This is a genomic window from Pedobacter arcticus A12, from assembly GCF_000302595.1.
Taxonomy (GTDB): Bacteria; Bacteroidota; Bacteroidia; order Sphingobacteriales; family Sphingobacteriaceae; genus Pseudopedobacter; species Pseudopedobacter arcticus.
This window is the reverse complement of sequence record NZ_JH947127.1, coordinates 917,732-930,349: the sequence shown is the minus strand read 5'-3', so window position 1 is coordinate 930,349 and position 12,618 is coordinate 917,732. Positions and strand designations below refer to the sequence as shown.

General features: G+C 37.5%; 7 protein-coding genes and 1 other RNA gene. 3 read left to right on the top strand and 5 right to left on the bottom strand.

Features of this window, described 5'->3' with window-relative positions; genetic code table 11:
- The first annotated feature begins 9 nt into the window (after positions 1 to 9).
- Positions 10 to 1,929 (top strand): conjugal transfer protein MobC, encoded by a 1,920-nt coding sequence (gene mobC / locus B176_RS19740; protein ID WP_017259794.1) that lies wholly within the window; start codon positions 10 to 12, stop codon positions 1,927 to 1,929.
- 91 nt (positions 1,930 to 2,020) lie between these two features.
- Here mobC and B176_RS0115760 read toward each other — a convergent pair whose 3' ends face one another.
- The 5 genes from B176_RS0115760 to B176_RS0115735 all read right to left on the bottom strand — a co-directional run bounded on the left by B176_RS0115760 (position 2,021) and on the right by B176_RS0115735 (position 8,025).
- A complete protein-coding gene (locus tag B176_RS0115760; RefSeq protein ID WP_017259793.1) occupies positions 2,021 to 3,250 on the bottom strand; it encodes a site-specific integrase in 1,230 nt (409 codons plus the stop codon).
- A gap of 244 nt (positions 3,251 to 3,494) precedes the next feature.
- Positions 3,495 to 3,891, bottom strand: a transfer-messenger RNA (tmRNA) gene (gene ssrA / locus B176_RS20750).
- Positions 3,892 to 3,983: 92 nt separating this feature from the next.
- Positions 3,984 to 5,192 carry a pyridoxal phosphate-dependent aminotransferase gene (locus B176_RS0115755; RefSeq protein ID WP_017259792.1) on the bottom strand — a complete coding sequence of 403 codons (1,209 nt, stop codon included), beginning with the start codon at positions 5,190 to 5,192 and terminating at the stop codon, positions 3,984 to 3,986.
- 151 nt (positions 5,193 to 5,343) lie between these two features.
- Complete coding sequence (locus B176_RS0115750; protein WP_017259791.1) at positions 5,344 to 6,522, bottom strand: AIR synthase related protein; 1,179 nt, start codon at positions 6,520 to 6,522, stop codon at positions 5,344 to 5,346.
- 615 nt (positions 6,523 to 7,137) lie between these two features.
- On the bottom strand, positions 7,138 to 8,025 hold the full coding sequence (locus tag B176_RS0115735; protein ID WP_017259788.1) for a DUF72 domain-containing protein: 888 nt from the start codon (positions 8,023 to 8,025) through the stop codon (positions 7,138 to 7,140).
- A 118-nt stretch (positions 8,026 to 8,143) separates the two neighbouring features.
- Here B176_RS0115735 and B176_RS0115730 point away from each other — a divergent pair, with 118 nt between their 5' ends.
- Both B176_RS0115730 and uvrA read left to right on the top strand, forming a co-directional pair.
- On the top strand, positions 8,144 to 9,523 hold the full coding sequence (locus B176_RS0115730) for an SLC13 family permease (protein WP_017259787.1): 1,380 nt from the start codon (positions 8,144 to 8,146) through the stop codon (positions 9,521 to 9,523).
- Positions 9,524 to 9,699: 176 nt separating this feature from the next.
- Positions 9,700 to 12,561, top strand: a complete 2,862-nt coding sequence (gene uvrA, locus B176_RS0115725; RefSeq protein ID WP_026063385.1) for an excinuclease ABC subunit UvrA — start codon at positions 9,700 to 9,702, stop codon at positions 12,559 to 12,561.
- Positions 12,562 to 12,618: the final 57 nt, after the last annotated feature.

The following is a 12,618-nucleotide window of genomic DNA, read 5'->3' as shown; positions in this document are numbered from 1 at the left end:
TCAACCACTATGCAAACAGGAGAAAACGAACAAGCTTTACGGAAAATAGCAGACATGAGTCGCTTCATTGCAATCACTTTATTGATGCTTCATTTCTACTTTTACTGTTATGGCGCTTTTGTGAGCTGGGGACTAACAGTTCCATTCACAGATAAATTAATCTGGCATATCAGCAATACTGGGTTGTTCGCTAAATTTAATTATTCAAAGTGGTGGGCGTTGCTGCTTTTGCTGATCTCATTGATGGGAGTGAAAGGAAAGAAGGATGATAAATTATCATTTAAGCCTGCCATTGCCTATCTAATTACGGGATTCATTTTATACTTTTTCAGTAATCTTTTATGGAATAAAAATTCTGATTCACTTCTAATCTCCATTCTGTATATGGCCATGACTGTTATAGGATTTTTGTTAATTATAAGTGGAGCAACACTGCTTACCCGGGTAATAAAATCTAAATTAAAAGACGATATTTTCAATGCCGATCAAGAGACTTTTCCGCAAGAAGAGCGTCACTTAGAGAATGAATACTCAATCAACTTGCCTGCAAAATATCTTTTAAAAGGAAAGTATCGCAAAAGCTGGGTAAATATCATCAACCCTTTTAGAGGGAACTTGGTAATGGGAACTCCCGGTTCAGGAAAAAGCTATTTTGTAATTCGACATGTGATTACACAACACATTAAAAAAGGTTTTTGCATGTTTGTTTACGACTTTAAGCTATCTGATTTATCAATTATCGTTTACAATACATGGCTTAAATACAAACATCGCTATGCCGTTGAACCGCATTTTTATGTGATCAATTTTGATGACCTCAACCGTACCCATCGATGCAATCCTTTAGACCCAACTCTTATGACTGACGTAACTGATGCTGCCGAATCCGCAAGAACAATATTGATTGGACTGAATAGGGAGTGGATAAAAAAACAGGGGGATTTTTTCATTGAATCTGCCATCAATTTCGTTACCGCGATTATCTGGTTTTTGAAGAAATACGAAGACGAAAAGTACTGCACACTTCCTCATGTGATAGAATTGATGCAGGTGGAATATGAGAAACTCTTTGTATTGTTGCAATCTGAAAAAGAGATAGAGGTGCTTATAAATCCATTCATCAATGCCTATAAAAATGAAGCAATGGAGCAATTAGAAGGGCAAATAGCATCCGCAAAAGTTGCAATGGCGAGATTGTCTTCTCCGCAGTTATACTACGTTCTTTCTGGTAATGATTTCAGTTTGGATATCAACGATCCTGGAAAGCCGAAGCTAGTTTGTATGGGGAACAATCCTCAGAAAATTCAGATTTATGGAGCTGTTCTGTCTCTGTACGTTAACCGTTTGGTAAAGCTAGTGAACCAAAAGAACAAGATTAAGAGCAGTTTGATTTTTGATGAATTCCCAACGATCTATTTAAATGGTATTGATAGCTTGATTGCAACAGCTAGAAGTAATAAGGTAAGCACAACATTGGGTATTCAGGATTTAAGCCAGTTAAGAAAAGACTACGGAAGAGAACAAGCCGATGTAATTATGGGCATAGTTGGCAATGTAATTTCTGGTCAGGTTACTGGCGATACCGCCAAGCAATTATCAGATAGAGTAGGCAAAATTATGCAAGACCGAGAGAGTATTTCAATTAACAGTGGCGACACTTCTATAAGTCGCTCAAAACAATTGGAAGCTGCCGTTCCCGCGTCCAAAATATCAGCTTTAAGTTCTGGACAATTTGTGGGAATGGTGGCAGATGATCCACAGAATAAGATTGAACTGAAAGCTTTTCACAATGAGATTTTGAATGATCATAGAGCTTTGAAAAGGGAGACTGAAGGGTATGAGGAAATACCTCAAATAAGGAAGATAGATGCGGCCGTTGTGGAAGGAAATTATTTAAGAATTAAGGACGAGATAAGTAATATTGTATAGTTAGTAGCTGGAATTACAACTAATCAAAACCCAAAATTGATTTAATTCAGGCTAACTGAGTTAGCCCGAATTATAATATGGCTATTAAAATTTAATATTCCATTTCTATTCTTTCTTTAAGTGTTTTCATATCGGCACTTACCTTGATGTCTAATATTTTTGCGTAATGTTGCGTGGTTTTGATGTTTGTATGACCTAGCATCTTGGACACAGTTTCAATAGGAACACCATTTAAAAGCGTTACTGTGGTAGCAAACGTATGTCTCGCAATATGGAATGTTACATTTTTATGTACACCACATAAGTCAGTAACTTCTTTCAAATATGCATTCATTTTTTGGTTGCTTAGGACCGGTAGAACAGCCGCATTTTCCTCGCATTGAGGATGATTTTCATATTTATTTAGGAGCCTAATTGCCATAGGAAGAATAGGTATTTTTGACGGCACATTTGTCTTTTGCCTTTTAATGGAAATCCATTTTTCTCCATCTATCCCTATTACGATATCTTGTTTTCTTAGTTGTTTAACATCCACATAGGCTAATCCCGTAAAACAACAAAATAAAAACACATCTCTTACGTATGCCAATCGATTAAATTCGAACTCTTTATCTGCCAGCCTTTGGAGTTCTTCCTTAGTCAAAAATATTCTTTCCACTTTTTTAAACTTACTCTTATAGGAGAGAAAAGGATCGTGATTAATCCACTGATTAGCCACGCATATATGTATAATTTTGCCGAAGTTGCGGATATACTTTACTGCTGAATTATTTGCACAATTACGAACTGATCTTAAATAAAATTCATAATCCATAATGAAAGAATGATCTATACGATTCAGTTCTATATCTTTTATTTTGAATTTCCATTTTAGGAAAGCTACAGTGTGTTTCAGAGATGTTACATATCGAAGGTGGGTTCCTTTGGTGTATTCCTTGCCGATTAAGGCTCTCATTTTTTCATTATGGTCGTTAAAAACCTCGACCAAAGTAAATGGACGACTAGTAGGCTTTCCAATATATTGATTCCTTATGTTTTCCGCAGTAATTTCTTGATTGTTTTCTTGCAAAAATTGAAGCGCACTATAAATTTTATTCTGTATTTCGTCCAGACTAGCGTTTAATGATTTGATTTTTATGTCATCTTTTTTCCCCTGCATTCTTCCGAAATTGGAATTCCAATGTTTTGGATCGCAATATTGACCGGTACTGGTCTCTGAACGTTTTCCATTTGACTTAATCCTAGTGTAAATCGGAGCAGGACCTGATTGGTAGTTTTTTGGCTTTTTTATAAAAAAAAGTAAGCTGAAGTTCGTTTTCATAATGATTCACTAAGTAGTTTACAAATTTAGCGTAACAGCGACGTTTAGTCAAGATGTTCAATCATTAAACTAGTTGATATTCAGCATGTTGATAGTGTTTTGGTGAGTCATTTGAAAATCGTCTTTAACTCACCAGCTCACTCACCAAAACATCATAAAATATGTATATTTTGATAGTTTTTGGTAAATAAAAAAACCTGCAATCATTTGATTTGCAGGTTTTTAGTTGATTTTGATGTTTTAGAAGTGGACCCGGAGGGATTCGAACCCTCGTCCAAACATGGGACCAGTTGCGCTTTCTACATGCTTATTTTATGGTTGGTTTTCGAGAGCAACTTGACCATAAACAATCTGGTTACTCCTTAGTTTCTTGAGTTTTAGAGAAAAGTCCGAAACTTACTTTTCCTTATTCCAGCATTTCTGTGCTTCCTGATCGATTGCCGCCAGACTTGGCCTTCGGGAAACATCTCGCTCGTACTTCTAAAGTACGACTAAGCAAATCTTAACATGTTAAGATTAAGCAGCAAGAGCGTAGTTATTTTCGCCTTTTGTGTTTTGAGAATCAATATTAGAGCGCTGAATCCTCATTGCGCTGCATGCTTACACACTTATCATCCATCCTGTCTATTCCGGTCGAGCCCATTTTATAGAAGTTCAAAGTTAAGAGTTTAAAGTTAAGAGTCTATACTTTTTACGCTAAACTTTCCACTTTAAACTTTCTACTTTCCACTTTCTACTTTAAACTTGCACCCCTTCCCGGATACGCCTCCAAAGCTTTCTCCAAACAAATCATAGCCTTTTTAATATCGTCCTGATTAATCACATAAGCCAATCGAACCTGATTTAAACCTTTGTCATCGCCAACGTAAAAACCGGTTGCTGGTGCAATCATTACCGTTTGTCCTTCGTAACTGAATTCTTCCAAAATCCAGCGGCAAAAGTTTTCTGCGTTATCCACCGGTAGGCTGGCAACCACGTAAAAGGCGCCACCAGGAACAGGGCAAAAAACACCTTCCATTTTGTTTAAAGCTTCCACCAAAATATCTCTTCTAGCAGTGTACTCTTTATTTATTTCCTCAAAATATTCATCCGGCGTGTCTAAAGCGGCTTCGCCGGCAATCTGTTCCAACATTCCCGCACTCAATCTGGCCTGTGCAAACTTTAATCCAGTAGCTCTAACTTCTTTGTTTTTGGTAATCAAACATCCCAATCTTGCACCACAGGCACTGTATCTTTTAGAAACTGTGTCTACGATAATTACATTTTGTTCCAATCCTGAAAGATGCATTGGTGAAATAAATTTACGACCGTCATAACAGAATTCGCGATAAGCTTCATCGGCTATGATAAACAAATCATGTTTTAGCGCAAGCTCCTTTAAATCCTCCATTTCCTCTTGGCTGTATAAATAGCCGGTTGGGTTGTTAGGATTGCAGATCATGATTGCTTTGGTGCGTCCATTAATATATTTTTCGAATTCTTTTACTGAAGGAAGGGCAAAACCCGTTTCAATACTCGATGAAATAGGCGAAACCACCACGTCTGTTTGGCAAGCAAATGCATTGTAGTTGGCATAAAATGGCTCTGGAATTAATACTTCATCGTCAATATCAAAGCAAGAACGCAAAGCAATTAATATTGCTTCCGAACCGCCAAGGGTAACAATGATATCCTCTGGCGTGATGTTGTAATTTAACTTATTGTAATAGGCCGCTAGTTTTTCTCTGTAACTCTCTGTTCCTTCCGACGCGGTATATTCCCAAACATCAATGTCGGCGTTTTTTATCGCGTCAAGCATTGCTTTTGGCGTTTCAATATCCGGCTGACCGATGTTTAAATGATATACTTTTATTCCCTGCTTTTTTGCTTTATCGGCAAACGGAGTCAACTTCCTTATTGGGGAAGCTGGCATTTGTTCTCCTTTTGATGAGACTTTTGGCATAGCCAGCAAAGCTAGTCATCTAAAAAAGAAAAGTGAAACGATTTGGCGAAAAAAAGAAAACTAAATTTATAATTCTGCCATTTCTTGTAATCACTTATGTTTTATTTGGGTAAAATGCCTTTTTGAATTTAGGGGTGATTTTGGTGAAATATTAATTGTAAACAAACTCTCCAAACTCGCTGGTAATAGTCACCTGTTTTTTATTTGCATTTTCAACTCGTCCAATAATCTGCGCATCAATCCCAAAAGAGTTTGAAATATCAATAATGCTCTGTGCAACATCAGCCGAGACGTAAATTTCCATTCGGTGTCCCATATTAAAAACCTTATACATTTCTTTCCAGTCAGTGCCCGATTGTTCCTGAATTAATTTGAAAAGTGGAGGGATTGGGAATAGATTATCTTTGATAATGTGCAGGTTTTCTACGAAATGCAAAACCTTGGTTTGCGCACCACCACTGCAATGCACCATTCCATGAATTTGGGAACGATGTTGATCTAATATTTTTTTGATCACCGGAGCGTAAGTTCTCGTTGGCGATAAAACCAGTTTACCAGCGGTTATAGTTAAATCGTCAGTAACTTCAACCAAATCCGTTAACGCTTTTTTACCCGAAAAAACCAAGTCGAAAGGAACAGCAGGGTCAAAACTTTCAGGGAATTTTGTAGCAATGGCTTTTTCAAAAACATCATGACGGGCAGAGGTTAAGCCGTTAGAGCCCATTCCACCATTGTATTCCGTTTCGTAAGTTGCTTGTCCGCTTGATGATAAACCCACAATCACATCGCCATCCGCAATGGTATGGTTAGAAATCACGTCTTCACGTTTCATTCGGCAAGTAACCGTAGAATCCACAATAATGGTACGTACAATATCGCCAACATCGGCAGTTTCGCCACCGGTAGAATAAATATTAATACCCATTTCGCGTAAATCAGCTAAAATTTCCTCTGTTCCGTTAATAATTTCGGCAATTACCTCTCCTGGAATCAGGTTTTTATTTCTGCCAATAGTGGATGACAATAAAATATGGTCAGTTGCGCCAACGCATAACAAATCATCCAAATTCATAATTATTGCATCTTGAGCAATGCCTTTCCAAACAGAAATATCACCAGTTTCTTTCCAATAAATATAAGCCAAAGAAGATTTTGTGCCAGCACCATCTGCATGCATAATGTTGCAATAGGCGTCGTCATTCCCCAAAATATCAGGAATAATTTTGCAGAAAGCCTGAGGGAAAATGCCTTTATCAATATTTTTGATGGCATTGTGTACATCTTCTTTTCCGGCAGAAACGCCACGTTGGTTATATCTATTATCACTCATGTTGCCGCAAAGATATTAAATTAGTGCAAAAGGTTTAGGCTTAAGGTGGAAGGTTTAAGGATCGGCTGGTATAATTAAGTGCATAAGTTTTATTTGGGCATTTTAACACGCTTTTCACTTTATCTTTTTTTTATCTTACTCTTCGACTCCGCTACCATTGACTTTTTTTATGAAAAGCTGAAAATCAGTTTCTTATGTTTTATAGAAAAACGTCATTTCATATTGATTTATATGAAATATATTAGACCTCAGAACGACAAAAAAAAGGATGACGTTTCAATCGTTAACGCACCTGCATTGCTGAAAATGAATTGTCGAGATGAAATCCAATTTTCCATCAAGCAAGTCCAAGCACTAACCTGAATTAACCGTTAATTCGCCCTTGGTCTTTGCGGTAGAGATGAACAAATTAAAAGCACTACCATTCATAGCAAAGGGCGCAGGCGAGAGTTTTTTTGGTTACTTTTTTTGCGAAAAAAAATTGCGTAGCACTCTTGAATGAACAGTAAAATAAAAAAGAATGAAAAAAGTCACTGCCAATGCCCGGCAATAGGGCAGGCAAGTCCTGTGGGGAAAGGCAAAAACTCCTGCAAATCCATTTACAGAAAGTAAAAATTAAAACAAAGTCGGCTCATCAGTAGCCATTCTCGGAACCTTCAAATCCAACCCCAAAGCCTTATTCAACTTCTCAATAAAATGCGCAGAAAGGAGAGGAGAAGCCTTTTCAACATTCTGATGAACAAAGAAATAAAGTTCCTGCAAACCTTCTTTTTTCCATTTCGCAATGCGGTTTACCCAGTCATCTAAACGGGCATAATCACTTTCGTGGTTTGCGCCAACGTAACGGATAAAAGCCTGTGAGGTCGTTAGCTTCATGTGCAACATATCCCGCCTGCCGGCAGTATCAACCAAAATATTCGCAATATGATGTTTGTTGAAAAGCTCAAAAATATCGTCAGCAACTTTTTTATCAGTAAACCACTCTTCGTTTCTGAGCTCAATACCCAACGGAATTGCTTTTGGAAATTCTTCTACCAACGTTTTCAAGCGGTCAAAATCTTTTGGTTTAAAATTATCATGCAATTGCAGAAAAACCATCCCTAGTTTTTCTTCAAAATTGCTAATGGCATCACAAAACTGCGTAAGTGGCTCTTTAACGTTGTTCAGCCGGCGAAAGTGACTAACTGTATTAGATATTTTAGGGAAAAATCGGAAATTTTCCGGCGTTTTCTCTTTCCAGGTAATTACCTGCTGCCTATTGGGAATACTGTAAAACGTTGCGTTGAGTTCTATGGAGTTAAACTGTGTTGCGTAATAAACAAGTTCGTCTTTTGTTCCTCGCGGATAAAAACCTTTTAAATCGGTCTTGTTCCATTTTGCGCAACCAACATAAGCCTTAAAGTCATTCTCTTTATTGGTTTTTAATACTTTTGCGGTTTCCTTTGCATCCGCCGGAAGGCTAAAGTCTATTTCTCCAGGATTTTCTACTTGTCCAAATTGCATGGCTTAAAATTAGTTATGATCGGCTCTAATAAAAATTTTAACACGCATTTTCTTGCATTGTTTTGATAATAATTTGCAGATATTCAAAATTTAAGCCGAATTGTGATAATTTAGTTCGATGAACTGGAAAAGAATCAACCTTTTTATAGGACCCGTACTGTTTGCATTGGTGATGTTTTTGCCGATAGAAGGCCTATCTACAGAAGGGAAATCGGTAATGGCGTGTACATTATGGGTCGCTTTTTGGTGGATTACCGAGGCGGTAGAATTGCCGGTAGCTTCTATTTTACCGATTGTTATTTTTCCTTTATCCGGCGGATTAAAGCTGGCAGAAATTACCACTTCATATGGCCATCCACTGATATATCTTTTTATGGGAGGTTTTATTATAGGACTTGCCATACAAAAATGGAATTTACACCAGCGTATTGCATTTAACATTATAGAGGTAGTTGGAACCAGTGAAAAGCGAGTGATTTTGGGGTTTATGATTGCTACTGCATTTTTATCGATGTGGATTTCTAACACTGCAACGGCCGTAATGATGTTGCCTATCGGTTTATCTGTGGTGGATCATTTTGGAGATAGAAAGCCCTTTAGTAAAAATCTCATGTTGGGTATTGCTTATGCGGCATCCATTGGTGGGGTGGCGACTTTAATTGGTACGCCTCCAAATATTATTTTAGCAGGAATTGTTAAGGAATCTTTAGGTGCAGAAATCTCTTTTTTTAAGTGGATGATGTTTGCAACCCCACTCAGCATTGTCTTACTGTTGATTACTTGGTTTTATTTAACAAGGTATAAAATTGAGAAGGAAGCAGATGCGGAATGTTTTGAGATGGACAAACTCCCTAAAATTTCTGTGCAGGAAAAGCGGGTTTCTATGGTTTTTGTGTTTGTCGCTTTTTTATGGCTTACACGCTCTTTTATCTGGGAACCAATTATTCCCGGTTTGGATGATACTATTATTGCCATTGTTGGTGCAGTATTGATGTTTTTGATTCCGGCTGGAGAGGGAAAGGGCAACTTGATGGATTGGGAGAGTGCTAGAAAATTACCTTGGGACGTATTGTTGATTTTTGGTGCAGGATTGGCGATAGCGAAAGGTTTTGCACAAACAGATTTAACTACTTGGCTAGCCAGCTATTTTATATACCTAAAGTTTTTACCGGCTTTTGCTATTGTTGTTTTAGTGATTGCTGTAATAAACTTTTTAACAGAAATTACCTCTAACACAGCAACAGCAAGTTTGATTTTGCCTGTTTTGGTTACTTTAAGTGTTTCTTTAGGAGTAGAAACTTTGCCACTTTTGGCAGGCGCTGCAATTGCTGCTTCCTGTGCTTTTATGTTGCCGGTTGCTACTCCGCCAAATGCAATTGTTTTTAGTTCGGGAAAAATTACCATCAAAGAAATGGTTCAAACTGGTTTTGCCTTGAATGTGATTTCTATTATACTGACTTTTGTTTTTGTAAACTGGGTTTGGGGATTGGTTTTTTAGAATAGCTTCGAAAAAATAATTTATTGTAGAGGTGGCTTTTCTCAAAAAGTCAAGTAGTTAAATGACATTCTAAAGAACAAGCCTGTTCAAAAAATGCGCCCTTTTTTCGTTAATTTTGCAGGCTTTAAAACAAAAACGTGTTTGATGTTTTAATTACAGAAGGAGAATACAAAAACATGAGTGATAAGCCAATTGATTTGGGTGAACAAAGTGAGGTTGAAGTTTACGGTGCCCGAGTTCATAATTTAAAAAATATAGATATTTCTTTTCCTCGCAATAAGCTGGTAGTAATTACTGGCTTAAGCGGTTCGGGGAAATCTTCCTTAGCTTTTGATACCATTTACGCCGAAGGTCAGCGTAGGTATATGGAGACTTTTTCTGCATATTCCCGCCAGTTTATGGGTGGCATGGAACGCCCCGATGTGGATAAAGTTTCGGGTTTGAGCCCGGTTATTGCTATCGAACAAAAAACCACTTCCAAAAACCCACGCTCAACAGTAGGTACAATTACAGAAATTTACGATTTTTTGAGGTTGCTTTATGCCCGTATTGGCGATGCTTACTCTTACAACACTGGTGAAAAAATGGTGAAAATGTCTGAAGATCAGATAATGAACCAAATTTTAATGCAATTTGAAGGAAAGCCTATCAATATTTTGGCGCCAGTTGTAAAGGGAAGAAAAGGGCATTATCGCGAACTTTTTGAACAAATCCGTAAGCAAGGATATCTGAAAGTGCGTGTAGATGGAGAAATTATAGATGTTGTGCCTAAAATGCAATTAGATAGGTATAAAATTCATGATATCGAAACCGTTGTTGATCGTTTAATTGTATCACAAAACGATAAAAAGCGGTTATATGATTCTATCCAGTCTGCATTAAAAATTGCTAAAGGAATTATTAAAATATCTGATAAGGAAAATAACAGCTACCATTTTTCTAAGTATTTGATGTGCCCAACAACGGGCGTATCTTACGATGAGCCTCAACCAAATTCTTTCTCGTTCAACTCGCCTTACGGTGCTTGCCCAGAGTGTGATGGTTTAGGTTATATTTTTGATGTAGATGAAGAATCTGTTATCCCGAACAGAAAACTGAGCATTTTAAACGGTGGCTTAGCTCCTTTGGGCGATTATCGCGAAACTTGGATATTCCAAGTGATCAAAGCCTTAGGTAAAAAGTATGGATTCTCATTATCGCAACCTATTGAGAAACTGGATCCAAAAGCTATTGATATTTTGCTTCACGGAACAGAGGAATTAATTACCGTTCCGGTAGAGTACAATAAATGGAACGTTCAAAATTACCAGATAGATTTTGATGGCATTATTAAAATGCTTGAAGAACAGAACGAGAAAAAAGCAGGCACAAGCAGTATGGATTTAGAGGCTTTTAGAGTCTTGAAAAAATGTCCTTTATGCGAAGGTGCAAGGCTTAAAAAAGAATCGCTCCATTTTAAAGTTGATGAGAAGAATATCTTTGAATTGGCTTCGATGGATATCAGCAACCTGCAAATATGGTTTGATGGTTTAGAGGGTAGATTAAGCGAACGCCAAAATGTAATTGCAAAAGAGATTTTGAAAGAAATTCGCTCACGAATTGGCTTTTTATTGGATGTTGGTTTAGTTTATTTAACGCTGGACAGAACTGCCAGAACTTTATCAGGAGGGGAAGCACAACGTATTCGTTTGGCTACGCAAATTGGTTCGCAACTGATGAACGTGATGTATATTTTGGATGAACCTTCCATAGGTTTGCACCAAAGAGATAATGATCGTTTGATAAAAGCATTGAAAAACCTCCGTGATTTAAGCAATACCGTTTTGGTGGTTGAGCATGATAAGGATATGATTTTAGAAGCCGATTACGTGATAGATATGGGACCCGCAGCAGGGGTTAAAGGCGGACAAGTAGTTGCACAAGGAACAGCGGCGGAGGTTTTAGCTTCTAACACTTTAACAGCGTCATACCTTAACGGAGAGCGAGAAATTGCAATTCCTGCAAAAACAAGAGAAGGAAACGGTCATGTTTTATCATTGAAAAAAGCATCTGGAAATAACTTAAAAAATGTAAGTGTTGATTTTCCCTTAGGGAAGTTTATTTGCGTTACCGGTGTTTCTGGAAGTGGAAAGTCGACTTTAATTGGCGAGACGCTTTATCCTGTTTTAAACAAGCACTTTTTTAGAGCTAAAAAAACACCAATGCCTTTTAAAGAAATTAAAGGTTTAGAGCATATTGATAAAGTAATTGAAATTGATCAAACGCCGATCGGACGTACTCCTCGTTCAAACCCGTCAACTTATACTGGCGTTTTTTCTGATATCAGGAATTTATTTGTTGCATTGCCAGAAGCGCAGATTAGAGGCTATAAACCTGGCCGTTTTTCGTTCAACGTAAAAGGTGGGCGTTGCGAAACTTGCCAAGGTGGTGGAATGAAGGTGATTGAGATGAACTTTTTGCCAGATGTACAGGTTCCGTGTGAAGCTTGTGGTGGTAAACGTTATAATCGCGAAACTTTAGAAGTTCGTTTTAGAGGGAAATCAATTTCTGATGTGCTGGATATGAGCATTGAAGACGCTTGTGATTTCTTCGAGAATATTCCTTCAATCTATCGTAAAATCAAAACATTAAAAGATGTTGGGTTAGGTTACATTACTTTAGGTCAGTCATCTACAACATTATCTGGCGGAGAAGCACAAAGGGTGAAACTGGCAACAGAGCTTTCTAAAAAAGATACCGGAAACACTTTTTACATTTTAGATGAACCAACTACCGGTTTGCATTTTGAGGATATCAATGTGCTTTTAGGCGTGTTGAATATGTTGGTTGATAAAGGAAACACGGTTTTGGTAATTGAGCATAATTTAGATGTGATTAAAGTTGCGGATTATGTTGTGGATTTAGGCCCAGAAGGTGGCTCTGGCGGCGGAAACATTGTTTATGCAGGTACACCGAAAGGGTTGACTAAGGTTAAGGAGAGTTTTACGGGCGTTTTCTTAAAAAAGGAAATGGAGAGTATGAAGAAAGCGAAAGTTTAGTTATCGTGTAAATTGATTTTATTTCTGATAAAAATCTTTAAATTTAAAGGTCTATTA

Excerpts from the sequence above, each read along its gene's own strand:
- mobC (WP_017259794.1), top strand. The coding sequence starts at position 10 with ATGCAAACAGGAGAAAACGAACAAGCTTTACGGAAAATAGCAGACATG.
- B176_RS0115760 (WP_017259793.1), bottom strand. The coding sequence starts at position 3,250 with ATGAAAACGAACTTCAGCTTACTTTTTTTTATAAAAAAGCCAAAAAAC.
- B176_RS0115755 (WP_017259792.1), bottom strand. The coding sequence starts at position 5,192 with ATGCCAAAAGTCTCATCAAAAGGAGAACAAATGCCAGCTTCCCCAATA.
- B176_RS0115750 (WP_017259791.1), bottom strand. The coding sequence starts at position 6,522 with ATGAGTGATAATAGATATAACCAACGTGGCGTTTCTGCCGGAAAAGAA.
- B176_RS0115735 (WP_017259788.1), bottom strand. The coding sequence starts at position 8,025 with ATGCAATTTGGACAAGTAGAAAATCCTGGAGAAATAGACTTTAGCCTT.
- B176_RS0115730 (WP_017259787.1), top strand. The coding sequence starts at position 8,144 with ATGAACTGGAAAAGAATCAACCTTTTTATAGGACCCGTACTGTTTGCA.
- uvrA (WP_026063385.1), top strand. The coding sequence starts at position 9,700 with ATGAGTGATAAGCCAATTGATTTGGGTGAACAAAGTGAGGTTGAAGTT.